Here is a 25,941-nt window from a genome sequence, read left to right as displayed (position 1 = left end):
GGAATTTAAAATTTTACCTTCGGGGGGCTTAGGAGTGAGAATACGGCGAGGATTATGGGCTATGGCAGCGGCGGTTATCCTGGCCGGGGGTATAGGCTTGACAGGCTGTTTCTCAGGCCAGCGAGATATTGTTATTAACCTTAATAATCTTTCTAACGACTATCCCCGAGCAGTTTATACGGGGATAGATTCTAAAAGCAGCTTGGCCCGGCCTCTGCGCGTAGCTGCGGCACCCGTTATTTCCCCCCAAGAAGGTTATAAAGCTTATACTGATCTAGTCCAGTACTTGTCCAGCTACCTCCAGCACCCAGTGGAATTTATAACCCGACAAACTTATGCCGAGGTAAATTTACTAATGAATTCTGGCGATATAGATGTAGCCTTCGTATGTACCTATGCTTATGTTAGAGGGCAGCGCGATTTTGGCATGGAATTGGTAGCCGCGCCGGAGGTTAATGGCCGTGCCGAATATGCTTCTTATATAATAGTTTCTCGAACAAGCCCAGTTAACAATTTCGCAGGGCTTAAGGGTAAGCGGTTTGCCTTTACGGATCCCATGTCCTTAAGCGGTCGCCTGGTACCCCTTTATTTAGTCCAAGAGCTGGGAGAAATACCAGAGAGTTTTTTTAGTAGTTATATCTTTACTTACAGCCATGATAAGTCTATACGGGCAGTGGCGGATGGGATAGTAGATGGAGCAGCTGTGGATAGCCTGGTCTATGAGGCTTTCGCCCGAGAACATCCAGATATTACTAACAAAATTAAAGTTATTCAAAAATCAAGGCCCTTCGCCTCTCCGCCAGTAGTTATGCGCCCTACTTTAGATCCTTCCCTTAAAAAGGAAATAAGATCTGCCTTTCTTTCCTTGCATAAAACCCCTGCGGGAGCCCAGATAGTATCCCGGCTAGGTGTGGATCGCTTTATTAATATTGGAGATGAGGCTTATAATTCAGTACGGGAGATAGCGCGAAGGGTGGGTTACCTGTGAACTGGGTGAGAGCGCTCTGGCGTAAGCTTTTAATCCTTAACGATACCTTGAGTTTTCGCTATAAGATTATGGGGTTGGTTCTAGGAATCACCCTACTATTGGGGATGGCTATTACCTGGCAGACTAAGGTTACTTTGGAAATTTCATTGAGGCAGCAGCTTGATCAAAGGGCTTTGGCTACGGCCAAGGCAGTAGCGGCTCAGAGCAGCGAGCTTATTTTGACGGGAAATTTATACAGCCTGCATCAGATGCTTTTAGATATGCTAAAGAGTAGCGAGGATATAAGATACATCTTTATCCAGGATTTAAAAGGCCGTGTCCTTTCCCATACTTTTGGTCCAGGGTTCCCCATAGAACTATTAAAGTATAGCCCTTTACTCCAGGGAAGGGGAGAGGATTTAAGGGCATTGAGAACTAATGAGGGGTTGATCCATGAAGCTATTGTCCCTATTTTGGGAGGACAATTGGGTTTTGTGCGCGTGGGACTTTCTGAGGTTAGGCTAAAGCAGGCTATAATAGCAGCTACAGTGCGCTTCCTTATAACGGTTACTATATTTTCCGTATTTTTTATAATAGCAGGCTTTATATTAACAGAAATCTTGGCTCGTCCTGTCAGGGAGCTAGTGAATGCTACCAAGGCCATTGGGAAAGGCGATTTAAAAGCCAGAGTAAATATTACAAGCCGCGACGAATTTGGCTATTTGGCCTCTTCTTTTAACCAGATGGTAAATAATCTTAAACGTTCGCGAGCAGAGATCGAAGAGCTAAGTAACTTGCGTGCCGAACTGCTCGACCGGGTAGTTACTACCCAGGAAGCTGAGCGCCAGCGCATTGCCCGTGAGCTGCACGACGAGACCGGAGGGGCACTTACGGCTATTTTACTGCGTCTTAAGGCTTTAGAGAAGGAGATCGGTGAAGGGAAAGCAGCCTTTTCTTTGCGCGAGCTCCGGGAGATGGTGGCCGAGGCTTTAAATGGCGTTAGAAGAATAGCTCTGGAACTAAGGCCTGTGGCCTTTGAAGAATTGGGTTTAGCTGGGGTATTAAAGAAATTAGCGCAGGATTATAGCGTTAAGTTTAATCTAGAAATTTACTTGGAAACCACGGGCCTTCCTGAGGAAAGCTTATCAAGCAAAGCTAAACTGGCCATTTACCGTATAGTCCAGGAGGCCTTAAATAATATAATTAAACATGCTGGGGCCTCTAGAGTAAGCATAATACTCGAACCCCGGGGAGATATTTTACGCCTGATTGTGGAAGATAATGGTAGGGGGTTTGATCAAGATTCGCCAGAGAGCAAAAGGGGACTAGGTCTTTTCAGCATGCGCGAGAGAGTTCACCTCTTAGGTGGCAAGTTAGTTATTGAATCCCAAGTGGGTCAGGGGACTACCATTTATGCTGATATACCTTTAGCTTCTTAAAAAGGTATAGCATAGCAGGAGGGAAATTATGAACTGTTCCCGGAAAATAAGGATAGTAGTGGCTGAAGATCATGGCGTAGTGCGAGCTGGCCTTAAACACTTGATTAACGCCGAGCCGGATATGGTAGTGGTTGGAGAGGCTGCGGACGGGGATCAAGCCCTTAAGCTAGCCCGGGATTTGAAGCCCGATATACTTCTTTTGGACATAAGCATGCCTTATTGCAATGGATTTACAGTGATACAGCGGGTAACCGCTGAGATCCCTTCAGTAAAAGTTTTAGTTTTGACCATGCATGAGGAACAGGAGTATCTAGAGAAGGCTTTAGCAGCAGGTGCTGCGGGATATGTGGTCAAGAGGGCAGCGGATAACGATCTTATCCATGCCTTAAGGGCGGTAAAAGAAGGAGGGGTATTTATCCACCCGGCAGTAGCTGGGGTCTTAGTCCAGGCTTTAAAAGAAGGGAATAAACTAAAAGGGACTACTGGGGATAGTAACTTAACTCCCCGAGAGTTAGAGGTATTGAGGTTGGTAGCCTTAGGGCACACCAACCAAGAGATCGCGGAAAGCCTTGCTTTAAGTGTAAAGACTGTGGAGACCCATAAGGCCAATATTGCTAAGAAATTGAATTTAAACACCCGGGCGGAACTAGTGCGCTATGCCTTAAGCCGGGGAATAATCTAGAAATATAGTTCTAGCAATTATAATGTTATTTATTCTAGTGAGGCGCCTAAGGGGAACCCCTTAAGGCGCTTTTAATTTTAAGGGAGAATCCTGATTGGCTGCACCTTTTCCCTATTAGATACTTGTGCTAGATAGTGCGCTTTACACAGAGATGAAATTTTTATGAGAAAGGGGGAATAAGAACGGTGGACCGGCGGGAGTTCATGCGCCAGGCGAGTATAGGCCTAGCCGTGGGAGCCATGTCGCTGGGGGTTATCCAGCATTCTCTACGTCCGGCAGAGGCAGGAACCCTTGTTAAGAAATGGCCATTAAAAAGCGAGTGGGGAAATAGTATCTTGCGTATGCAAGAGGAACTTAGGAGAGCTTTAAAAAAGCCCTTGGAACAGCGTAGATGGGGTATGGTAATTGATCTTGGCCGGTGTGTAGGATGTAGTGCTTGCACGGTGGCTTGTAAGGCAGAGAATCACTTACCCCCAGGGGTAGTCTACCGTCCAGTCCTGGAAGAAGAAATGGGTAGTTATCCTAATGTAGAGCGAAAGTTCTTACCCCGCCCGTGTATGCAATGTGAGAAGCCACCTTGTGTTAAAGTGTGTCCGGTAGGAGCTACCTATAAGAGGCCAGATGGTATTGTAGTGATAGATTATGAAAAATGCATAGGTTGCCGGTATTGCCTTACAGCCTGCCCTTATGGGGCCCGCACCTTTGACTTCGGTTTCTTTTACACTAAGGATACTCCCCGGCTTGAGCCTTATGAATTAGAACCTTCACCAGAATATGGCAAGCAATGGGTAAGGAAAGGTCATCGTTCACCTATAGGGAATGCCCGTAAGTGTACCTTCTGCCTTCACCGTTTAAATAAGGGGATGTTACCCACCTGTGTCACTACTTGCCTTGGTGGTGCCACTTTTTTTGGCGATCTGGATGATAAAGAAAGTATGGTGGTAGAAGTTATGTCCCGCGGGAACCTTTGGCGTTTGAAAGATGAGCTCGGGACAGGGCCGCAAGTTTATTACTTGAGGTGAGGGGGAAGTTTATGAAAAAGGTTACCTGGGTTACCCTTATAGTTGCTCTAATATTGGGAGGTATAGGGGTTTATCAACGCTTAAGTCTAGGCCACGGAGTAGCGGCCTATTCTAGCTCCATCCCTTGGGGTCTTTGGGTTTCGGTTTATATTTTCTTTATCGGTCTTTCGGCAGGAGCTTTTTTGTTTTCTACTTTAGTATATGTGTTCCAGATAAAAGAAATTGAACCCTTGGGGCGCCTCTCTTTGCTTACCGCCCTGGCTACTCTCATTGCAGCGCTAATTACTATTTGGTTAGACTTGGGGCACATGGAGAGGTTCTGGCGGGTGTTTGTAAGCCCCAATTTCCGCTCCGCCATGGCCTGGATGGTGTGGCTTTATACAGCCTATTTTTTGCTTCTTTTGCTCGAGCTTTGGGGGGCTTTACGGACAGATGGAGTGGGGAACACCCTCATGCTTAAAATTTTAGGTGTTATAGGTATCCCATTGGCTATAGCTTTTCATGGTGGAGTGGGGACCCTCTTTGCAGTAGTAGAAGCTAAGCCCTACTGGAATACCCCTCTATTCCCTCTTCTCTTTTTGGTCTCGGCCTTGTCTTCAGGATCAGCTTTCTTAACCCTGGTGACTTGTCTTCTTTGGCCCGATAAATCCTCAGAGGAGTTTAAGGCAGCCATTAAGTTTCTGTCCAAGGCGGTGGTAGGGCTTCTGGCGTTAGATCTTCTCTTTGAACTAGCCGAAGTTATGGTAGGTACCTATTCTACTAGTCCAGAGCATTTTCTTCCTTATAAGTTTATTTTAGCAGGGCAGAACTGGTGGATATTCTGGGTAGTACACCTTTTATTTGGGGCCCTTATTCCTATAGTGTTGCTTACTTTACCCAAAGCCTCAGTTAACTCTATAACCTGGGCCACCTTTTTGATATCTTTGGGTTTCCTAGCTGTGCGTTACAACATAGTTATACCAGGATTAATAGTCCCACCTTTACCAGGATTGCCTTCGGCTTATATGGAAGCTAGACTTCAATACTCTTATACCCCTACTTTAAACGAATGGTTGGTGACCTTGTTCACTTTGGCCTTAGCCTCAGCTATTTTACTCCTTGGTCAGCAGTATTTACCAATAACTAGGCCCTTAATTTCTAGCCGCAAGGAATCTACTCCGGGTTCATTTTCCTCATAAAAGGGGGGTAAGAAATGAGCTTTAAAATAAAGCGCCGTGATTTTTTAAAGACTTCGGCTTTATTAGGAGGGGCGGCTTTGCTCGCGGCTGAAGCTTCCTCCCTTACTGGGCAATTAGGAGGACGTGCAGAGGCTTCGCAAGATACAAAAGGGGAGTATCAACTAGATAAGCCAGAAAATATTATTTACGGAGTATGCTTGCAATGTAATACCCAGTGCAACATAAAAGGTAAGATTTCTAACGGGGTTCTCGTAAAACTGGACGGTAATCCCTATAGTCCCCAAAATCTTTATCCCCAGTTACCCTATAATACTTCGCCAGAGGAGGCGGCGCTGGTAGATGGTAAACTTTGTCCTAAGGGCCAGGCGGGAGTGCAAACCCTTTATGATCCTTATCGCCTTGTAAAGGTTCTAAAGCGCAATGGCCCCCGTGGATCCAACAAATGGAAGATAATTCCCTTCGAGCAGGCTATAAAGGAAATTGTAAATGGCGGGAAACTCTTTGCTGAGATCGGGGAAGACCGGATGGTACCTGGCTTTAAGGATGTATTTGCTTTAAAGGATCCCGCCCTTTTTAAATCCCTAGCCGAGGATGCGGCCAAAGTGGCTAAAAAGGAGATGAGTTTGGAGGATTTTAAAGCCAAGTATGCCGCCCACCTAGATGTTTTAATCGATCCTAACCATCCTGATCTGGGGCCCAAGAATAACCAATTCGTTTTTATGGCTGGTCGCATCGAGCCTGGCCGCAGCGATTGGACCAAACGTTTTGTCTTAAACAGCTTTGGCTCCATCAATTGGTATGAGCACACTACTATCTGCGAGCAAAGCCATCATATAGCTTACAAGTGGGCTTCAGCTCAGTACAGCCAGGGTAAATGGAATCCGGGCCCGACCCATATGAAGCCAGATTTCCGTTGGTCGCGTTTTGTGATTTTCTGGGGGACTGGCGCTTTCGAAGCCAATTTCGGCCCCACCCCTATGGCCGAACAGATCACCCGCGCTTTAGCCGAAAAGGGGCTTAAAATAGCGGTCATCGATCCTAGGTTTTCCAAGACAGCAGCCAAAGCTAACTGGTGGATCCCGGTTAAACCTGGCGGCGATCTGGCCTTGGCCTTAGGTATGATCCAGTGGATATTGGATAATGAACGCTATGATAAGAAGTTCTTGGAGAATGCTAACAAGGCAGCCGCTCTCCAGGACGGGGAAAAATCCTGGACCAACGCTTCCTGGTTGGTAAAAATAGGGCCCGATGGGCAACCTGGGAGTTTCTTACGTGCTAGTGAAGCCGGCCTGGCTGATCCAGAGAAAGGTAAGGACCTCTTTGTAGTATTCCGTAACGGCAAGCTTTATGCTGTAGATCCTTATGATGCCCATAACCCTGTAGAAGGAGATCTTTTCGTGGAAGCCGAGATCAACGGTCTAAAGGTAAAATCAGCTTTTACCTTGCTTAAGGAGGCGGCTAAGGCTCAAGATCTAGGTGAACTAGCTAAGGAGGCAGGGATTCCGGCGGAAACTATAATTGCCCTGGCCCGTGAATTTACCAGTTATGGCAAGCAGGCGGCCATCGATTTTTACCGGGGAGCCGTCCAGCATACCAACGGGTATTATACGGCTCAAGCCATCATCATCCTTAACCTTTTGGTTGGCAATATGGACTGGCGTGGAGGGTTGACGGCCGGCGGGGGTAGCTGGGCGGCTTTGGGTGGTAAACCTGGGCAGCCCTTTGATTTGGCTAAGATGCATAAGGGGAAAGTGAATCCGTGGGGTATAAAGCTTACCCGGGAAGGGGCCCATTATGATAAGAGCACCCTCTTTAAAGGTTTCCCGGCTGAACGGCCATGGTTTCCCTTTACTTCTGACGTATACCATGAGATCATACCGGCGGCCGGAGCGGGTTACCCCTATCCCATAAAGATCCTTTGGCTGCATAAAGGGACCCCTGTCCTGGCTTCACCTGCCGGGAGCGAGCAGATTAAGATTTTAACTGATGTAGACCGCATCCCTCTCTTCATCGCCAATGATATCGTCATCGGGGAAACCTCCATGTACGCCGACTATATCTTTCCCGATATTTCTTATATGGAGCGCTGGGCTTTCTTAGGCTCTCCCCCTTCTATCACTACTAAGACCACCAAAGTACGCCAACCTATAGCAGCGCCGGTACCGGAAATTGTGGAGGTATTCGGCGAGAAGATGCCCATATCTGTAGAAGCGGTTATGCTGGCTATTGCGGAAGCTTTAGGTCTTCCTGGCTACGGGAAGGATGGCTTCGGTCCCGGCTGGGACTTCCGTCGGCCGGAGGATTATTACCTTAAGGCTATAGCCAATGTGGCTTATGGCGACAAGCCGGGAGACGAAGTACCGGAAGCCGATGACAGAGAATTAGAGATCTTCAAGGCTGCCCGTCGGCACCTTCCCGAAGCTGTATATAGCGAGGAGAAGTGGCGCCGCGCAGTAGGGGAAGAGAGGTGGCGCAGGACTGTTTATATACTGAACCGGGGTGGTCGCTTTGAAAGTGCTCCTAAAGGCGAAGAAGGAAATTATGTACCACACCCCTTCGGCAATTTGCTAAGTATATATATTGAACCTGTAGCCTTGGGGAAAGATAGCATCACTGGCCAGCCCTTTTCTGGTGTGCCTAGATTAGAACCTATAAAGAACAGTGATGGTACGCCCGTCCGGGATGAGGATTATCCTTTCTACTTGATTACCTTTAAGGAAATTTTTGGTGGCCAATCACGCACGGCTGGAAACTACTGGGCTCAGGTGGCTTTACTTCCCGAAAACTTCATCCTTATGAACAGGGCTGACGGTGCTCACCTAGGCCTGAAGGATGGCGAGGAAGTAAAGCTTCTCTCCCGCACCAACCCCGAAGGCAAGCTGGACTTGGGCCCGGCTGGTGTGGAAATAATTAAGGGTAAAGTGAAACTAATTGAAGGCATTAGGCCAGGCGTTATTGCTGCCTCCTGGCATTATGGCCACTGGGCCTATGGAGCGAGGGATGTAGTAATAGACGGCCAAGTTATCAAGGGGGACGGGCGCCGAGGTAAGGGCTTATGCCCCAACCCGGTGATGCTACTGGATACGCGCATGAAGACCACTTGCTTGACCGATCCCATTGGAGGGAGCGCTTCTTTTTACGATACCAGGGTTAAAGTGGAAAAACTTTAGAAACTAAGTTTTGAAGGGCCGGGATTTACGCCGGCCCTTCAAAATTGTGCGCCTGGCGCCGCAGACCATCAATTTGCCAACACTTGTAAAAATCCTATAACAACAAGTTATAAATTGTATAACAGGATTGCCAAAGCTAGTGTCGAATAATTAAGATCTGGTCAAGCTAAGCCATCAATTTATAGAGGTAATATTGGAGGTAAGATGGGTTTTATGAAGAAAGGCTTTGTCCTTCTAACCCTTTTACTTTCTATCCTTATATGGAGTACAAGTTGTTCTAAGAAAGAAGTTAAGGATTCTAGCTCCTCAAAAATACCAACTATAAACTTTGCCTACATTACGTCCGATCACCATACCCCGCTTTTTATAGCCTTATCGGAGTGGCAGAAGTTTCGCGATAAATATGACCTTTACTTACAACCTGTTCAAGAAAGGGAATGGTACGATTTTTATGCTGATGGTCGTAAGGTAGCCCGGGTCAAGTTAATTTCAACCAAGCAAGGTCCAGATATCCAGCGCCTAATGGCCCAAGGTAATGTCGACATAGGAATCACTGGGGTCCAAGCTTTGATCCTTTCCGTTGATAAAGGGTTGGGAGCGAAATTGATTTCTCCTTTGCAAACAGGAGGTAACCTACTGATAGTAAAGAAGGAGCTCCCAGCCAATAACTGGCAAGAATTTGTGGAGCTAGTTAAAGGGAAGAAAAAACAGTTAAAGATTGGACATCCGGGAGCGCAGACCATTGCTAGTATTATTTTCCGGGCAGCCTTGAAAGAAGAAGGAATATCCTTTAGCGATGATGTTCAGGATCGTAAGGCGGATATTATTTTCATAGACATGAAAGGGCATAGCAATCTAGCCGCTGCTATTACCAATCATATCGTTGATGGACTCATAGGCGCGGAACCTTTCCCCACTTTAGCTATCCACGAGGGTGTGGCAAAAAAGGTTACCAAGCTGGAACTTTTACCTCCAAAAGGTCGCTGGAAGAATCATGCTTGTTGTGCTGTAGAAGCCACCGATGATATAATTGCCCAGCACCGTGATCTGGTCCAAAAATTAGAAGAGCTGTTGATCTTGGCAACCCAGGAGACTAACCAAAATCGCGACAGAGCAGCTAAGGTAGCAGCTAACTGGTTAGGGGTAAGTGAAGAAGTAGAAAGAGAGGCTATCCAGTCTGTCAACTTTACTACAGAGCCCAGCCCCGATTGGCGGCAAAGTGTAAGCACCTTTGCCCAAATTATGGATGAGATGGGATTATTATCGGGTCAATTGCATAATTTGCCCTCTGACCAGTTAGAACACAAAATACTGGCTTTAGATATATATAATGCGGCCGCTCACAAGTTAAGACAGCAAGGATTTTTGAAATGAGGATCCGGTGGTCTAAAATATTTTCTTCCCTTCTATTGCCGTTCTTGGTAGTCATGTTGTGGGAAATGGGAGCTATTTATCTAGAGAAGCCCAGTGTCTTACCCCGAGTAGGGCAAGTGCTGGTAATTCTAGTACATCCCTTTGCTAAAGTCTTAACCAATACTTCCCTCTTTGATAATATTTGCGTTAGTCTAGCCAGGGTAATGATGGGGTTTACCCTGGCCGTAGTTATAGCTGTGCCTTTAGGGGTATTTATGGGGCGCTTTTCGTGGGTAAAGGACATTGTAGAACCCCTGGTGGAATTATTAAGGCCAGTACCTCCGCTGGCCTGGGTCCCCTTAATTTTAGCCTGGACAGGGATTATCAGCATAGCGGAGATTTTAAGTTTACCGGCGGGGAATATGATTTGGGGTAATATGCAGCTTTCTATGTTAATCATTATTATAATTGGCGTTTTCTTCCCTGTACTTTTAAATACCATTCACGGGGTCCAAAGCGTCTCCCCTTTAATTATAGGAGCGGCTCAAACAGAGGGAGCCACAGAAATAGCCTTACTATTAAAGATAATTGTACCCTTAGCTTTTCCTTCTATTTTAACTGGTATCCGTATAGGCCTAGGTATAGGTTGGATGTGCGTGGTGGCAGCTGAAATGCTCCCCGGGAGTACCGCTGGGTTGGGATATCTCATCTGGTATGCCCATGAACTCTTGCGTACGGATGTAGCTCTAGCCGGAATTATAATTATTGGGCTTATTGGAACGGCCTTTGATAAGATATTTCATCTAATTGAGCACCGATGTTTTTCATGGGTCGAATGAGGGATGGGAGGTAAAAGATGCGGCTTATCGATCTGGTGGAAAAGAGTGAAAGGCGTCTCGTATTTTACATAGGTAGTTTTCCCGGAGCAGCTCTTATGGGAGTAAGCTTAAAAGAGGTTTACTTTTCCCCTTTACTCCTAGCGGAAACAGCTTGTTACTTAGCAGAACAATTTCAACCTGATTTCATCCGACCTATTACTGATCTTGTAGTAGAAGCTGAGGCTCTAGGCTTAAAAACGCGTTATTCTGATGAGAGCGCCCCTATCCTAGAAGAACACCCTATCGCTAGTCTAACGGACTTAGGAAAATTGAAGATACCCGATCCTTATTGCGATGGCCGTTTGCCGGTCAATATTGAAGCCATACGCCTGATAAAAAAGAAAACAGAAAAAATGGTGATAGGCTCTTTAACGGGGCCTTTTACTTTAGCCGGCGCTTTAAGCGGTCCTACTAATGTCATCCTTAAAGCAGTTACTGATCCTTATTTTTTACATTCCCTACTTACCTTTACTACTCAAGTATTAAAGCGTTATGGGGAAGCTTTGCTAGGTGCTGGGGCAGATATTTTATGGATTTCTGAACCGCTGGGTTCTTTATTATCTCCTGCCCAATTTTGGCAGTTTTCAGGCCAGTATATACGAGAAATTTTTTTATACCTTCCAGCCATGAACATACTTCATATTTGTGGTGATACCACCTATATGATTAAAGAGTTAGTGGCTACTGGGGCCCAAGGCTTAAGCTTGGATACAGCAGTTAACTTGGTTGGGATTGCCCGAGAGGTACCAGAAAATGTAGTGCTAATTGGCAATATAGATCCCGTGGGGGTTATGTTAGAGGGCACACCGGAGCAGGTTGAAAATGTCACGAAGAATCTCCTTTTAAGCATGCAATCCATTAATAACTTTATTTTATCCACTGGATGTACCTTGCCTTTAAATGTCCCTCCAGAAAATATACGGGTTTTTGTTACCACAGCTAAATCCTTTCCCCGTCTTTCTCCCTCCCACTCTAAATTACTTGGTTCTTTACAGGAGGTTATACTTAAGGGCGATAAAGAAAAGGTGCTTGACCTAGTAAAGCAGGGATTAAATATAGGCTTAGATGCAATGGCTATCCTTCACGGAGCGCTGATTCCGGGAGTAAATAGGGCAGGAGAACTTTACCAGCAACAGGCAATATTTATTCCTGAACTTTTACTTATTACCCAGGCCATGTATGCCGGTCTCGAAATCATAAAGCCCATCCTCCTTAAGGATAACTCTGCTACCCGTGGCAGGATAGTATTGGGAACTGTGCAGGGTGACTTGCATGATATTGGTAAAAATTTAGTAGGATTAATGCTGGCCGCTAATGCTTATGAAGTTATTGACCTAGGTAAAGACGTGTCTCCCAGCCAGTTTCTAGAAGCAGCCCAAAAATACCGACCTGACATAATAGGACTTTCAGCTCTAACTACCACCACCATGAAATCTATGGAAAAGACTGTACAAGTTTTGAAAAAAGAAAAGCTAGACAAGGTCAAGATTATAGTAGGAGGAGCACCTGTCAGCGAGGAATTTGCGCGTAAAATTGGAGCGGACGCTTATGCTTCTGATGCTTTGGGAGCAGTAAATGAAGTAGCTCGCCTACTTAGGAAAAAGGGGAATTAGGCAAGGGGGGCTAAGGAGAATTAAAAATGGAGGCAAATCCTTTAGCTTATTTTGAGGGTTTACGGGAAAGGAATATTATGGAAATCAAGAAAGCTAAAGAACGGGGCAAAAAGGTGGTGGGTACTTACTGCGCATTTGCTCCCAAGGAAGTTATTCTTGCAGCTGGAGCTATCCCGGTTTCCCTCTGCGGTACCAGGCCAGACCCCATTTCTGCTGCTGAAAGAATATTGCCCCGGAATCTTTGCCCTTTAATAAAGTCGAGCTTCGGTTTCGCCATCACTGATACTTGCCCTTACTTTTATTTTGCTGATTTGCTAGTGGCCGAAACCACTTGTGACGGTAAAAAGAAGATGTATGAATTGCTTAGCAAATATAAACCCCTGCATATTCTAAAGTTGCCCCCCAGTGCAGAGGGACAAAACGCTTTAACTTATTGGTACGAAGAAATACTTAAATTTAAAGATCGCTTAGAAAGAGAATTTGGAGTAAAGGTAACCTCTGATAAGTTACGACAAGCGATCCGTTTAGTCAACGAGGAAAGGAGGGCTTTACTAGAATTTAGCCAGTTAAATTGCCATGATCCGGCCCCCTTGTGGGGGTTGGACGTTTTGAAGGTATTATGGGCTAAGGGTTTTACTTTGGACCTAGAAACGAACATTACTGCTGTTCACCGGGCCACTTTAGTGGTAAAAGAAAGAATAGCGAAAGGTATATATGCCGTACCTCCTGGTACACCGCGAATACTTTTGACAGGATGTCCGGTGGGTCTAGGGTCAGAAAAAGTAATAACTTTGGTAGAAAGCGGGGGTGGAGTAGTAGTTTGTTTGGAGTCTTGTAGCGGTATTAAGCCGCTAGAACCCCTAGTGGAAGAGGAAGGTGATCCTTGGTGGGCCATTGCCACTAAATATTTGCAAGTACCTTGCCCTTGTTTAACGCCCAATCGAGGCCGGTTTACCTTACTTAGCCGTTTAATTCAGGAATATAAGATAAACGGTGTTATCGATCTTACCTGGCAGGCCTGCCACACCTATAACATAGAAGCTTATAGTCTTAAAAAAATGGTACAGGAAGAGTACGGTGTTCCTTACCTGCAAATTGAGACCGATTATTCTCCTAGTGATCTTGAGCAGCTTAAAGTCCGCATTGAAGCCTTTTTGGAATTAATACGCTAATATGTGGGAGAATAAACACATTATAAAAAGGGTGGGTATCCAGAAAGGAGGGATACCCACCCATGATATTATACCAAGGGCATTACACATCAAAGTAAAGAATAAATTCATAGGGATGGGGTCTCATCCTTACTGCATCAATTTCCTTGCTCTTCTTATAGTTGATCCATGCTTCAATGAGCTCCTCGGTAAATACTCCTCCTTGGAGGAGGAACTCATGGTCTGTTTCTAATGCTTTTAGAGCCTCGTCCAGTGAGCCAGGGAGGGAACGTATGGCCTTTACTTCTTCAGGAGTCAATTCATAGATGTTCTTATCTAACGGTTCACCCGGGTCGATCTTGTTTAGAATACCATCCAGCCCTGCCAGAAGCATGGCCGCAAAAGCGAAATAAGGGTTGCAAGAGGGGTCTGGCGGGCGATATTCTATCCGTTTAGCTTGGGGGTTGGAGGAATACATGGGAACACGTACAGCCGCACTACGGTTCCTCTGGGAGTAAACTAGGTAAACAGGAGCCTCAAACCCGGGCACCAGCCGCTTGAAAGAATTAGTTGTGGGGCTGCAGAAGGCCGCCAAGGCCGGACCATGCTTTAGAAGACCCCCTATATAATACCTGGCTAGTTCACTTAAACCTGCGTAGCCATTGGCATCATAAAAGAGCGGTTTACCATCTTTCCACAGGCTCTGGTGCACATGCATGCCCGAACCGTTATCCTGGAAAATAGGCTTAGGCATAAAGGTGGCAGTTTTATTATGCTTTCGAGCTACATTTTTAATAATGTATTTATATAGGAGCAACTGGTCGGCCATTTTGGTTAAGGTTGCATATTTCATATCGATTTCGCACTGGCCAGCAGTAGCTACTTCATGGTGATGGCATTCCACTTTGATGCCACACTGTTCCATTACCATAACCATTTCTGTACGCAGATTTTGTAAGCTATCTGTAGGAGGTACCGGGAAATAACCTTCTTTATAGCGAGGCTTATATCCCAGGTTGGGTCGTTCTTCTGCTCCAGAATTCCAGAATCCTTCCTTGGAGTCTAGAAAGTAGTACCCATAATGGTAATTCTGATCAAAACGCACATCATCGAAGATAAAGAACTCAGCTTCCGGTCCCCAATAGCTAGTATCAGCGATTCCAGTAGATTTAAGGTATTCTTCGGCCTTTTGGGCTACATAACGGGGATCGCGTTCAAAATTTTTCTTAGTAACCGGATCAACAACATTACAGATAAAACTTAAAGTGGGCGTGTCACAGAAGGGATCTATAAAGGCGGTATCGAGGTCTGGTACGAGAAGCATGTCGCTCTCGTGGATCTCCTTGAACCCCCGTATGCTAGAGCCGTCGAAGCCAAACCCTTCTACTAAACTTTTTTCATCTACTTCTGAAAGGGGTACGCTGAAATGCTGCCATAATCCGGGCAGATCAATAAACTTGAGGTCTACCATCTTGATCCCCGTATCTTTAGCCCAAGTTAAAAGTTCTTTCGGTTTTCTTTCCATAAAGTTTAGAGCCTCCTCCAAGTAGTGTTTGGTATTTTAAGAAAAGAAGCCCCAGCGACACCTAAAGCTTTAGTCGCTGAGGCTTCTTTGCCTCACCAAAATTCTAGGACTCCCTTGCCCTATATAGAATTATTTAAATGGCCAAGTTACTAGGATTAAATTAAATTGCCTCTTCTCCGCGTTCCCCTGTACGGATGCGAATAGCATCCTCAACAGGATAGATAAATATTTTTCCATCACCTATATGCCCTGTTTTAGCATTTTCTATTATAATCTTCAGGGCTTCCTCTAGATACTCCTCCGGTACTACGATCTCAATTTTAACCTTAGGGAGAAGATCTATAGTATAAACACTACCCCGATAAACTTCTGTTTTACCCTTCTGCAACCCGCAACCTGTAACATGCGTTACCGTCATTCCCCGGATTCCAAACTCTCCCAGGGCCTCTTTAACTTTTTCCAGCTTTTCCGGGCGGATTACAGCCTCAATCTTCCGCATAAGTTTTCCCTTCTCCTATCTTTAATTTCAAGGTATGCTTTTACCCACTAATATCTCTGGTGCTACCTGGCTTTCATTACCATGATTAACTTGCAACAATGCTGCAGGCATATCTGGGTAGGCATCTTCGCCATGTTGGGACAGGTCTAGTCCCATTTCTTCCTCTTCAGCACTGGCCCTTAAAGGTGTAAGCAATCCTACTACTTTAAGGATTATAAAGGTGGTGGCAGCGACAAAGGACCAAGCTGCCAGAACAGCTATAAACTGCGTCATTAATAGGGAAGGATTGCCATAAAATAAACCATTGTTGCCTGCCGGGTTCACAGCTTGCGAGGCAAATAGGCCAGTAGCCAGGGATCCCCACGTACCTCCTATACCGTGACAACCAAAGGCGTCGAGGGCATCGTCATAACCCATCCTTTTCTTTAGAACGCTAACCGCAAGACAACAAAGTATCCCAGCTACTACGCCGATAATTACAGAGGCTAAGGGCGTTACATAGCCAGCAGCAGGTGTAATAGCTACCAGGCCTGCAATAGCTCCACTTGCCGCTCCCAGTACAGTCGGTTTTCCATGGAGTATCCACTCGGTGAACATCCAACTTAAGACAGCCGCTCCTGCTGCTGTATTGGTGGTAATAAAAGCATTGCTAGCTAGCTCAGAGGCTGCCAGGGCACTGCCCGCATTAAACCCGAACCATCCAAACCATAAAAGAGCAGTTCCTATAACCGTCATAGGTAAATTATGCGGAGGCATGGGTAACTTGCCATACCCTCGCCGCTGGCCTAAAACCAGGGCAGCCACTAAACCGGCTACACCAGCGCTGATATGCACCACCGTACCGCCTGCAAAATCCAGGGCTCCTAGATTTCGCAACCACCCATTTACACCCCATACCCAATGGGCTAGAGGATCGTAAACAAAAGTTGCCCAAAGTAAAGCGAACAACAAATAAGCAGGAAACCGCATTCTTTCAGCAATAGACCCGGAAATCAGAGCCGGTGTAATTATAGCAAACATTAGCTGAAAGGCAGCGAAGACTTGATGTGGAATGCTAGGTGCATAATCGGGGTTAGGAGTTAACCCTACCTGGTGGAAACCTGCCCAACTGAGGTTCCCGATAATATTACCCACATCCGGACCAAAGGCCAAAGAATAACCTATAAGTATCCACTGTACCGACACAAGAGCCATGACAATAAAGCTTTGCATAATCGTATTTAAAACATTTTTTCTTCTCACCATGCCACCATAAAAAAGCGCCAAGCCAGGAGTCATAAGCATAACTAAGGCAGAAGTAACTAAAAGGAAGGCGGTATCGCCCGCATTAATACTTTGCGTTTCCGCTGCCCAAGCCGTACCAGATAAACTAGTCCACCACACCCACCATAATACAGCCGCGACGAAGAAACGCATAAGATATCCCTCCTATATTGGATTGAGGTAATTTTTTAACTTGAACTTAACCCGACATCTTCGCCGGCGGCTGCAGCCAAATTCCTTCCGGGCTAGCCCATATACAAATAAAAAAAGCTGCTAGTACGGAATGTACTAGCAGCCCCTTTGCTGTTAACTTAGGCAGCAGCGCCCATATACCTTCTTTCTAGGGCTTATTATAGCAGAGCCCTTTAATTTGTCAAGGGACCTTTGATCCTCGGTCCCAGTTTGCTAAAGTCTATCTTTTCTAGACGGGAGAGGATTTGCTGGGCCTTTTCAGCAGAAAGTTTACCCTGGCTGACCTGGTTATCTAGAGCAGCCTTTTTGGTAGTCAGCCATTTTTCTTTAAGCTGCTCTAAAGTCATGCCTTTAGTACTGGCTATTTCCTCTAGCGTCTTACCAGATTTAAGTTCCTCTTTAAGTTCTTGAGGGGTCATCCCCAAGATACTGGCAATATCCCTAAACAGGTCGCCAACATAGCCCCTGCCAAATTTATGCGGACCACCCCATTTTATAAATTTTTCCATGGGCCCCCATTGGCCTTTCTCTATGGCTTCCTTTAGCCTCTGAGCTTTGTCAGCAGGGAGTAACCCTTGTTGGATAGCCTCATCTAAAGCTTGACTACCAGCTACTTTAAAGGCTTCTTGTAGTCTAGATACATCAATACCTAAATTGGCGGCCAACTTCTCCCAGAAGAGCTGGTGAAGGGTAGCGCGGGGCGTTTGGGTATTGTTTTGCGCCAGGGCAACGCTAGCTCCTACCAGGCTCAAAACCAATAATAACACGGCGCTTAAAAGGAACATTTTCTTTTTGTTCAAGGAATAAGCACCTCCTTAAGTTTATCTTTAGTTTTAATATAAAGCGAGAAGGTTAAAATAACATGAAAAGAGGTTAAGAAAAAGCTAAGAAAAACCTCTTTGCTGAAGAGAAGCTTATTCAGGTAGCTTAGGCAGGTAAACGGTAAAGGTGCTTCCCTGACCCGGCTGACTTTCTACAGTAATTTTTCCTTCATGCTGTTCCACGATCCAGCGGGCTATAGCCAAGCCTAAGCCAGTACCGCCATAACGCCGACTGGCTTCACTCCGGTAGAAACGTTCAAATATATGGGGTAGATCTTCTGGCGAAATCCCCATACCTGTATCGGTAACAGTGATGGCTACTTCTTGACCGTGCAAAGCAGCTTTTAAGGTAACCTTTCCTTCTAGAGGAGTATATTTGAAGGCATTATCTAGGAGGATAAAAAATAATTGCTTTAGGAAATCTTTATTTCCTAGAATCAGTTTGCCCTCTAATTCGGCCAACCCAGAAAAAGAAAAGGAAGCCCGCCCCAGGAAGGGAGCTTGGCGGGCAATTTCTTGTAATAACTTTCCTATATCTAGAGGACGGCGCTCCAGGGTAAAACCAGCATCAGCACGGGCTAGAGTTAAAAGATTATTAAGCATACGGCTCATACGTTCGGCTTCACTAGCTATATCAGCCAAAGCTTCGGGCTCTAATGGAGTACCAGTAGAAGCCATATGTTGCAAGAGTTCTATATTGCCGCGTATAGTAGTTAAAGGTGTACGTAGTTCGTGGGAAACATCAGCCACAAAACGCCGCTGAGCAGCATAAGCTTCTTCTAGCTTTAGGTAAGCATTTTGAAGACGGGAAAGCATACCATTAAAAGTTGCTGCCAGCCTTCCCACTTCATCCATAGGCCCTTCATAAGGTACTCGCCTTGCCAGGTCACGCCCTTCACTAATTTCCTCAGCGATCTGGGTCATCCGGTCGATGGGGCGTAAAGCTGCTCGGGCTAGAAGATACCCCAGGCTTGCTGCAGCAATTAATACCAGCAGGCTAAGAAACAACAAAATTTGCTTTAGCCCACTTAAAATACTTAAAATAGGACGTAAAAGCCGCCCAACCTGGAGCAAGCCTACCGGTTGGTCGCCTAAATAGAGGGGAAAATTATATAAACGAAGAACTTGATTTCCTACCTCCCTGGTTTCGAAAAAAGCTATCCCCTGACTAATTTTGGCTAAGGTATCTCCATCTACTGGTAGATGTTGGTTTCCTAGATTGCGTGAACGGGCGACTATTTCCCCTTCCAAGTCTACTACTTGTAAGAAGGTATCAGGACTAGAAAAGACATTGACATCTGGCAATATAATTCCCTGCTGGCGTAAAAAACGGCTTACCTTAATAGAACGTTTTACTTCTTGGGCTTTATTAGCTAGGGAATAGTCTACTTCCCTCGCTAGATAATGGGAAAGCAAAGCATAAACTAATCCACCAAGGAGAAGTAAAGTAAAAGCCAGAACTGCAGTATACCAGAGGGTAAGGCGGCATCTTAAGGTCACGTGCCTTGCCCCCCTTCATTTAAGGACATAGCCCACTCCTCGCACTGTATGAATAAGGCGGGGTTCCCCGCCTGCTTCTAGCTTGCTACGCAGATAGCCTATATAGACATCTAAAACATTAGATTCTCCACTATAATCATAACCCCAAATTTTAGTCATTAGTTCTTCCCGTGTTAATACCTGCCTCGGATGGCGCAGAAAGAGTTCTAGGAGTTCATATTCCTTAGCCGTAAGCTGAAATACCCTGTTCCCCCGCTGGGCTTCCCGGGTTGCTGTATTTAATGTAAGGTCGGCATATCTTAATATTTCTTTTTCGGATGCCCGGTGACGGCGTAAAAGGGCGCGGATGCGGGCCAACAATTCTTCCAAAGCAAAAGGTTTGACCAGGTAATCGTCAGCTCCACTATCGAGCCCCAAGACGCGATCGGCTGTTTCATCCCGGGCCGTAAGCATTAAAATAGGTACATCGCTTTGCTGTCGTATTCTTTTACATACTTCTATCCCGTCTAAATCAGGTAGCATAAGGTCTAAAATTATTAAATCAGGTTGATTGGTGGCTAGGGCCAAGGCCGTATAACCATCACCGGCTATTAATACTTCATACCCTTCATACAGGAGAATCCGCCTAAGTAAGGAAGTAATTTTTTCATCGTCATCTACGATTAAAATACGGGGTTTCAGGTCTGCCACCTTCTTTCGTTTTTTGTAGAATTCGACATTCCGGCTATTTCCTCCTTTTCCATCTAGCAGATTGTTACTCGATATTCACGTAACCAAAAATCTATCTGAACTAAATAGGCTAAAAGTTGCGGCAGACGCATGAGTTGGCCAAACCAGGGTAGATCGAAGTCAGGTTTAAATTGGATAAGGGTACGGATAGCGGCAGTATTTACTAGAGGAAGAATAGGTGAGTTGGGTTGGTTTAGGATATTGGATACCCAGGATCGTATAGCCTCTCCAAAGGCCGGATTGTGTGTTTTAGGATACGGGCTTTTACGCCTTAAAAGCACATCTTCAGGCAATAAACCTTTTAAAGCCAGGCGCAGGAGGCCTTTTTCTTGCCCATTTATATACTTCATAGACCAGGGAACATTCCAGACATACTCTACCAGACGATAGTCGCAGAAGGGGACGCGTAGTTCAAGGCCAACCGCCATACTCATACGATCATTACGGTCTAATAAAGTAGGCATCCAGCGGGTAAGCGTTAGGTAGAAAATCTCGCGTAGGCGAGCATTAAAAGGATCTTCTCCTGGTAGCCTAGGTACTTCGGCTAAAGCCTCTCTATACCTGTCGGCCACGTATTCCTGGGGCCGGATTTTTTTAATTAGCTCAGGTGAAAGCAGCCGTATCCTTTCCTCTAGCTTGAGGGACCAGGGGAAGGTTTCAGCCGAAAGCGCCTCCTTACGCCTAAACCAAGGGTAACCCCCAAAAACTTCGTCCGCACATTCGCCTGATAACCCTACGCTTGCTCCTTTCTTTATTTCACGGCAGAATAGGTAAAGGGAAGAATCAATATCAGCCATGCCGGGCAGATCGCGTGCCCGAACAGCCGCTGTTAAAGCTTCTACCAACTCAGGAGTATCTACTACCACCGTATGATGATGGGTACCTAAAAAGGAGGCGACTCGCTTAACCCAAATGTTGTCAGAATGGGGTTCAAAATCGTTCGGTTTAAAATAGATTTCATTTCCGGCATAATCGATGGAATAAGTTTTAAGTTCCTGGGAACCTATCCTCTGTAATGCTTTGCTGGCGAGGGCAGTAATGGCGCTAGAATCGATGCCTCCTGACAGTAAGGTACAAAGGGGTACATCGGATATGAGCTGCCGCTCGACCGAGTCCTTTAAAAGTTCCCGCACTTTCATTACTGTTGTTTTTAGATCATCCAGGTGGGGATGGCTTTCTAACTTCCAGTACCGATATATAGAAATTCCTCTAGGATTATATAAAAGGCAGTGTCCGGGTTTAAGTTCAACAATTCCTTTAAACACTCCCAGACCTGGTGTACGGGCCGGGCCGATCATAAAAATCTCAGCTAGTCCTTCGGCATCTATCTTGGGTAAAACCGCCGGATGGGCCAGAAGAGATTTTAATTCTGACCCGAAAAGGAAAGCGCTACCGTGGTGGGCATAAAAGAGGGGTTTTACACCCAGGTGGTCGCGGGCTAGGAATAGGCTTTGATCCTTTTCGCTCCAGATGGCAAAGGCAAAAATCCCGTTAAAATGTTTAACACATTCTATACCCCATTCTAAAAATGCGACCAGTATTATTTCTGTATCCGAGCGGGTCTTAAAAAGATACCCACGGGCTTCCAGTTCCCGGCGAAGTTCCAGCATATTATAAAGTTCACCGTTATAAGTAATGATATACTTATCTTCACCCCTTGTACGAACCATAGGTTGGCTTCCGCCCTCAGGATCTATTACGATTAGGCGGCGGTGGCCCAAAGCTGCCCGGGGTGATAGCCACATTCCCCAGGCATCTGGCCCGCGGCAGCGGAGGGTTTCTAGCATCGCCTCTAAGGTAGGCTTGTGCTGGGTTAAATCTACCTCCCAATCGATCCAGCCACAAATACCGCACATAAAATTTTACCCCCAATTGGTTAGCTTTTGTTTATAGAGAAGAAGACGCCCCTTAGTACGCTACTAAAGGACGCCTTTGCCCTCTTTCATTATATGATTGGGTACATGTCCCTTGACCTATTTTATATATCATGGGGCATGTATCAACCTGGACTAGTGCGGCCACACTATAGAAATGGTGATGTAGTGTGCGCCTACTCCATCTTTCCTGGGAATATCCTCCTCACAGTGTAGGGGGTCTCGCCCGCCATGTGGAGGATTTGACCCAAGCGTTGGTACAAGAGAACCAAGAGGTACATGTCCTTACAGTAGGCCAAGCGGGCGAGGAACAACTTCCCTCTAAGCGGCAAGGAGGAGTTTTTGTCCACAGGGTAGAGGCTTATCCTATTCATACGCCCGATTTTCTCACCTGGGTGTTACAGCTTAATATTCGCTTCTTGGAAGAAGCCATGCGGCTGTGGCGTACGGCTGGTCCGTTTCATCTTATTCATGCTCACGATTGGTTGGTAGCCTTTGCTGGCCGGGCCTTGAAGCACGCCCATCGTATACCCCTAGTGGCCACTATCCATGCCACCGAAGCTGGACGTAACCGGGGGATACATAACGACCTGCAACGTTATATTCATAGCGTAGAATGGTGGCTCACCTATGAAGCCTGGAAGGTCATAGTTTGTAGTCAGCATATGCGGGAGGAAGTACAAGGACTTTTCCAAGTACCCTCGGATAAAATAACCGTAATACCGAACGGAGTGGTGGTCTCTAAATTTAGTGGTGTTCAGGTAGATCCAGCTTTACGCCAGCGATATGCCCTTCCTCAGGAAAAAATCATTTTTTATGTAGGACGGCTGGTAGTGGAAAAAGGGGTCCAGGTACTTTTGGAGGCCATGCCTAAGGTCCTGGAGGCTTGCCCCGAGGCCAAGTTGGTGGTGGCCGGGCAGGGGCCTATGGAAGGGGAACTAAAAGGAAGGACCTGGGAGCTAGGCATAGCCCATAAAGTTGCCTTCACCGGGTACATCGATGACCGTACTCGCAACCAGCTTTACCGGGTAGCCGATGTAGCTGTTTTTCCCAGCCTTTACGAGCCTTTTGGGATAGTAGCTTTGGAGGCCATGGCTGCTGGAGTACCGGTAGTGGTCAGCGAGACGGGGGGGTTAAAGGAGATTGTTACCCATCAAGTCAACGGCTTAAGGGCTTCCCCAGGAAATCCTAATTCCCTAGCCGATAACATCATTGCTCTTCTCCGGGATAAAGCTTTAGCTTCTGCTTTAAGGAAGGCCGCTAGCCGCCTGGTAAAGGAAGTTTATGATTGGAGGCAGATAGCCCGCCGTACTCTGGAACTTTATCACGGGGTGTATGAGGAATATCGTCACACACCTTGGGCGGAACGCTCATCGATTGTAGACCGCTTCCGGCGTTATGCTTTAGCCTTGGCCGGTTATGGGGAGGAAGAAGGTTTTCCAGGAGAGGCACCGGAGAAGGTCCTCGGTGGGGGTCGTTATGACTTAGTAGGCCACCGGGCAGCGCTAGTCAACCAAAAGCGCGGTCGGGAAGGTTTGATTTAGGTATAAAGTAAATGGAGGTATAAGTATGAAAGCGATCATCATGGCTGGAGGAGAAGGAACTAGACTAAGGCCTTTAACCTGTCGCCGTCCTAAACCCTTGGTTCCCGTAGCCAACCGACCAGTGATGGAATATTGTGTGGAACTTCTACGCCAACATGGCTTTAAAGATATAGGGGTTACTTTGCAGTATCTTCCGGACCTAGTGCAGGAGTACTTTGGGGATGGTAGTGACTTTGGTGTGCACTTTCATTATTTTGTAGAGGAAGCACCCTTGGGGACTGCAGGGAGCGTGAAAAATGCAGCCTCTTTCCTAAATGAAACCTTTATAGTAGTAAGCGGCGATGCTTTAACCGATTTCGATCTATCCCAAGCAGTAAAGTTTCACCGGGAGCGGGGGGCTTTGGCTACCCTGGTGCTGACACGGGTAGAAAATCCGCTGGAGTACGGTGTTGTTATTGCGGATTCTTCCGGCCGCATCCAGGCCTTTTTAGAAAAGCCTAGCTGGGGCGAGGTTTTTAGCGATCGGGTTAATACAGGTATTTATGTTTTGGAACCCGAAGTTTTGAGGTGGGTGCCGGAGGGTAGGGCCTTTGATTTTAGCAAAGACTTATTCCCTTTACTCTTACGGGAAGGGAAACCCCTGTTCGCTATTACTCTTGAAGGTTATTGGTGCGATATTGGAAATATTTCCCAATATTGGCAGGCCCATCATGATATCCTGTCCGGTAAAGTCAAGTTAAAGGTATTGGGCGAAAACCAGGGTCGGGGAATGATAATAGGTGAAAGGGTGGAGATCCACCCAGAAGCTGAGATTCTGGGACCGGTGCTTATTGGTAGTTTTTGCTGTATCGAAGAGGGAGCTAAGGTGGGACCCTTTACAGTTTTGGGACCCTATTGTCACATCGGCCGGGGGGCTAAGGTAGAGCGGGCTGTCCTGTGGGATAGCGTAAGGGTAGGGCCTAGAGCTTGGGTAGAAGGTGGTATCCTTTTAAATGGCGCTGTTTTGGAAAGCAACTCCCGGGTCCTAGAAGGTGCTGTCATAGGGAATGGCAGCCGTGTAGAAGCCAGGGCCGAAGTCCGTCCAGGTGTCAAAGTTTGGCCCCAGAAATCAGTAGGAGAAGGTACCGTATTGCGAGAGTCCCTTATCTGGGGACAAGGTATCGGTAGGCCTCTTTTTATTGGGAGTGCAGCTCCCTTAAGGCTCAGGGATAATTTAAGTCCAGGACAGGCCACCCGGCTGGGGGCAGCCTTTGGGTCTACCTTTAAGCTCGGTACTCCCCTGGGGGTGAGTACCTATAGGGGAGGTACTGGAGAGATGTTCTATAGAGCAATGGTTGCGGGTCTTTTGAGTTCCGGCGTAAAAGTAGTGGAGATGGGGAAATTGCTTACACCTGTGTTCCGTTTCGGTATCCGAGCTTTACAACTTCAAGGAGGATGCCTTATCAAGGAGGACGCCTTGACTTTAGAAAAGGCTTGGCTTCATTTCATGAATAGTCATGGTGCCGATCTGCCACCAGGGGAGGTAAGAAAGATAGAAAATATCTACTGGCGGGAGGAAACCAGGGCTATACGGGAGGAGCAGGTGGTAGAGAGCACCTACCAACCCGGACTGGAGGAAGCCTACGAAAATTATCTGCTAAAGAGTATAGACACTAAGGCAATAAATCGTCAAGGCTTACGGGTAGCTCTGGGATGTCAAGAGGGGAGTGCAGAGCTTACCAGCAGGTTGCTAGCACGCGCGGGGTGCGAGGTGATACGCTTGGACTTTGCTCCTCGACAAAGTTGGAGCGAAATTAAGGAGCAAATAGGCTCCTTTGCTGATGAAGTCCGGCGCTACCAGGCTGATATCGGTGCAGTAATAGATAAAAATGGTGAAAGGTTGCTGCTCTTAGATGCTAACGGCTTTGTAGTAGAGGAGACCAGTAGGGTGGCCCTTTTAACTCAAGTATACCTGGAAGAGACAGACCGGAAAAGCCTGACCTTGCCTATGGCCGCTCCTCGGGCGGCCGAACTGGTGGCCCAAAAACTAGGGGGACGGGTCAGGCGTGTAAAAAACCACCCTGGGGTACTCCAGAAAGCAATATTAGAGGAAGAGGACCGGGGGCGTTACTCCCAGTTTAACCTCCAGTTTGATGCTCTAGCTTCTTTAGTTTACCTCATCGACTGGCTGGTGAGAAGGGATCTCCCCCTTAACGAAGCGGTAGCTAGGTTACCAGCTGTTTACCGAAGTACGAGAGAGGTTCCCTGTCCTTGGGAAGATAAAGGGCGAGTAATGCGCGCTTTAATAAGTAGAGAAGAGGAGGGGCAATTAGAGCTCTTGGATGGCTTGCAGGTAAGTTACCCCTACGGATGGGCCCTTATTTTTCCAGATGAAGAGGAACCGCTATACCGTATATATAGTGAGGCCTTCTCCCAAGAAGCTGCGGAAGAGCTAGCTGGCTTTTTCGAGGGCCGGATAAAGGAGATACTGGAGGTAACGGAATTGTAATTGACAAAGGGGATAGGGAGCTGATATATTAAAACCGAGGCCATGGAGTCGGC

Annotated in this window: 19 protein-coding genes; 12 read left to right on the top strand and 7 right to left on the bottom strand. The window is 46.5% G+C overall.

Annotated features, from left to right (window positions below; all coding sequences use genetic code 11):
• The first annotated feature begins 34 nt into the window (after positions 1-34).
• The 10 genes from B9A14_RS14415 (at position 35) to B9A14_RS14370 (ending at position 13,474) form a co-directional block, all read left to right on the top strand.
• The gene (locus B9A14_RS14415) at positions 35-988 is read left to right on the top strand and encodes a substrate-binding domain-containing protein (RefSeq protein WP_084666540.1); all 954 of its coding nucleotides are present in this window, start codon (positions 35-37) and stop codon (positions 986-988) included.
• Positions 985-2,406 carry a HAMP domain-containing sensor histidine kinase gene (locus B9A14_RS14410; protein WP_084666539.1) on the top strand — a complete coding sequence of 474 codons (1,422 nt, stop codon included), beginning with the start codon at positions 985-987 and terminating at the stop codon, positions 2,404-2,406. Before B9A14_RS14415 ends, B9A14_RS14410 begins: the two co-directional genes overlap by 4 nt.
• A 28-nt stretch (positions 2,407-2,434) precedes the next feature.
• Positions 2,435-3,088 carry a response regulator gene (locus B9A14_RS14405; RefSeq protein ID WP_084666538.1) on the top strand — a complete coding sequence of 218 codons (654 nt, stop codon included), beginning with the start codon at positions 2,435-2,437 and terminating at the stop codon, positions 3,086-3,088.
• Between the two features lie 185 nt (positions 3,089-3,273).
• On the top strand, positions 3,274-4,110 hold the full coding sequence (locus tag B9A14_RS14400; protein WP_231967803.1) for a 4Fe-4S dicluster domain-containing protein: 837 nt from the start codon (positions 3,274-3,276) through the stop codon (positions 4,108-4,110).
• 11 nt (positions 4,111-4,121) lie between these two features.
• Positions 4,122-5,288 (top strand): NrfD/PsrC family molybdoenzyme membrane anchor subunit, encoded by a 1,167-nt coding sequence (gene nrfD, locus B9A14_RS14395; protein ID WP_084666537.1) that lies wholly within the window; start codon positions 4,122-4,124, stop codon positions 5,286-5,288.
• A gap of 14 nt (positions 5,289-5,302) precedes the next feature.
• Positions 5,303-8,458: a molybdopterin-dependent oxidoreductase gene (locus B9A14_RS14390; RefSeq protein WP_084666536.1), complete on the top strand. Its 3,156-nt coding sequence runs from the start codon at positions 5,303-5,305 to the stop codon at positions 8,456-8,458.
• A 213-nt stretch (positions 8,459-8,671) separates the two neighbouring features.
• Positions 8,672-9,832 carry an ABC transporter substrate-binding protein gene (locus tag B9A14_RS14385; protein WP_172839175.1) on the top strand — a complete coding sequence of 387 codons (1,161 nt, stop codon included), beginning with the start codon at positions 8,672-8,674 and terminating at the stop codon, positions 9,830-9,832.
• Positions 9,829-10,650, top strand: a complete 822-nt coding sequence (locus tag B9A14_RS14380) for an ABC transporter permease (protein WP_084666534.1) — start codon at positions 9,829-9,831, stop codon at positions 10,648-10,650. Before B9A14_RS14385 ends, B9A14_RS14380 begins: the two co-directional genes overlap by 4 nt.
• A 17-nt stretch (positions 10,651-10,667) precedes the next feature.
• A complete protein-coding gene (locus B9A14_RS17620) occupies positions 10,668-12,302 on the top strand; it encodes a uroporphyrinogen decarboxylase family protein (protein ID WP_157109975.1) in 1,635 nt (544 codons plus the stop codon).
• Between the two features lie 26 nt (positions 12,303-12,328).
• A complete protein-coding gene (locus B9A14_RS14370) occupies positions 12,329-13,474 on the top strand; it encodes a double-cubane-cluster-containing anaerobic reductase (RefSeq protein ID WP_084666533.1) in 1,146 nt (381 codons plus the stop codon).
• 82 nt (positions 13,475-13,556) lie between these two features.
• On the opposite strand, the gene glnA is transcribed toward B9A14_RS14370, so the two are convergent.
• The 7 genes from glnA to asnB form a co-directional block, all read right to left on the bottom strand.
• Entirely contained in the window at positions 13,557-14,978 is a 1,422-nt protein-coding gene (glnA, locus tag B9A14_RS14365; protein WP_084666532.1) for a type I glutamate--ammonia ligase, read from the bottom strand.
• A 160-nt stretch (positions 14,979-15,138) separates the two neighbouring features.
• Positions 15,139-15,477, bottom strand: a complete 339-nt coding sequence (locus B9A14_RS14360) for a P-II family nitrogen regulator (protein ID WP_084666531.1) — start codon at positions 15,475-15,477, stop codon at positions 15,139-15,141.
• Positions 15,478-15,504: 27 nt separating this feature from the next.
• A complete protein-coding gene (locus B9A14_RS14355; RefSeq protein WP_084666530.1) occupies positions 15,505-16,893 on the bottom strand; it encodes an ammonium transporter in 1,389 nt (462 codons plus the stop codon).
• Between the two features lie 212 nt (positions 16,894-17,105).
• Positions 17,106-17,732 carry a hypothetical protein gene (locus tag B9A14_RS14350; protein ID WP_231967796.1) on the bottom strand — a complete coding sequence of 209 codons (627 nt, stop codon included), beginning with the start codon at positions 17,730-17,732 and terminating at the stop codon, positions 17,106-17,108.
• A 114-nt stretch (positions 17,733-17,846) separates the two neighbouring features.
• A complete protein-coding gene (locus B9A14_RS14345) occupies positions 17,847-19,253 on the bottom strand; it encodes a sensor histidine kinase (protein ID WP_084666529.1) in 1,407 nt (468 codons plus the stop codon).
• A 15-nt stretch (positions 19,254-19,268) separates the two neighbouring features.
• The gene (locus B9A14_RS14340) at positions 19,269-19,934 is read right to left on the bottom strand and encodes a response regulator (RefSeq protein ID WP_084667174.1); all 666 of its coding nucleotides are present in this window, start codon (positions 19,932-19,934) and stop codon (positions 19,269-19,271) included.
• A 62-nt stretch (positions 19,935-19,996) separates the two neighbouring features.
• Positions 19,997-21,838 (bottom strand): asparagine synthase (glutamine-hydrolyzing), encoded by a 1,842-nt coding sequence (asnB, locus tag B9A14_RS14335; RefSeq protein ID WP_084666528.1) that lies wholly within the window; start codon positions 21,836-21,838, stop codon positions 19,997-19,999.
• Between the two features lie 188 nt (positions 21,839-22,026).
• Here asnB and B9A14_RS14330 point away from each other — a divergent pair, with 188 nt between their 5' ends.
• Entirely contained in the window at positions 22,027-23,400 is a 1,374-nt protein-coding gene (locus B9A14_RS14330) for a glycosyltransferase family 4 protein (protein ID WP_084666527.1), read from the top strand.
• Between the two features lie 25 nt (positions 23,401-23,425).
• Positions 23,426-25,888, top strand: a complete 2,463-nt coding sequence (locus B9A14_RS14325; RefSeq protein WP_084666526.1) for a sugar phosphate nucleotidyltransferase — start codon at positions 23,426-23,428, stop codon at positions 25,886-25,888.
• Positions 25,889-25,941: the final 53 nt, after the last annotated feature.

The sequence above is a fragment of the Thermanaeromonas toyohensis ToBE genome (genome assembly GCF_900176005.1).
GTDB lineage: Bacteria > Bacillota > DSM-521 > Neomoorellales > Neomoorellaceae > Thermanaeromonas > Thermanaeromonas toyohensis.
This window is presented reverse-complemented; position numbering and strand designations above follow the sequence as displayed.

Coding starts and splice junctions, on each gene's coding strand:
- glnA (WP_084666532.1), bottom strand. CDS start 14,978: ATGGAAAGAAAACCGAAAGAACTTTTAACTTGGGCTAAAGATACGGGG.
- B9A14_RS14360 (WP_084666531.1), bottom strand. CDS start 15,477: ATGCGGAAGATTGAGGCTGTAATCCGCCCGGAAAAGCTGGAAAAAGTT.
- asnB (WP_084666528.1), bottom strand. CDS start 21,838: ATGTGCGGTATTTGTGGCTGGATCGATTGGGAGGTAGATTTAACCCAG.
- B9A14_RS14385 (WP_172839175.1), top strand. CDS start 8,672: ATGAAGAAAGGCTTTGTCCTTCTAACCCTTTTACTTTCTATCCTTATA.
- B9A14_RS14370 (WP_084666533.1), top strand. CDS start 12,329: ATGGAGGCAAATCCTTTAGCTTATTTTGAGGGTTTACGGGAAAGGAAT.
- B9A14_RS14380 (WP_084666534.1), top strand. CDS start 9,829: ATGAGGATCCGGTGGTCTAAAATATTTTCTTCCCTTCTATTGCCGTTC.
- B9A14_RS14405 (WP_084666538.1), top strand. CDS start 2,435: ATGAACTGTTCCCGGAAAATAAGGATAGTAGTGGCTGAAGATCATGGC.
- B9A14_RS14325 (WP_084666526.1), top strand. CDS start 23,426: ATGAAAGCGATCATCATGGCTGGAGGAGAAGGAACTAGACTAAGGCCT.
- B9A14_RS17620 (WP_157109975.1), top strand. CDS start 10,668: ATGCGGCTTATCGATCTGGTGGAAAAGAGTGAAAGGCGTCTCGTATTT.
- B9A14_RS14355 (WP_084666530.1), bottom strand. CDS start 16,893: ATGCGTTTCTTCGTCGCGGCTGTATTATGGTGGGTGTGGTGGACTAGT.
- nrfD (WP_084666537.1), top strand. CDS start 4,122: ATGAAAAAGGTTACCTGGGTTACCCTTATAGTTGCTCTAATATTGGGA.
- B9A14_RS14390 (WP_084666536.1), top strand. CDS start 5,303: ATGAGCTTTAAAATAAAGCGCCGTGATTTTTTAAAGACTTCGGCTTTA.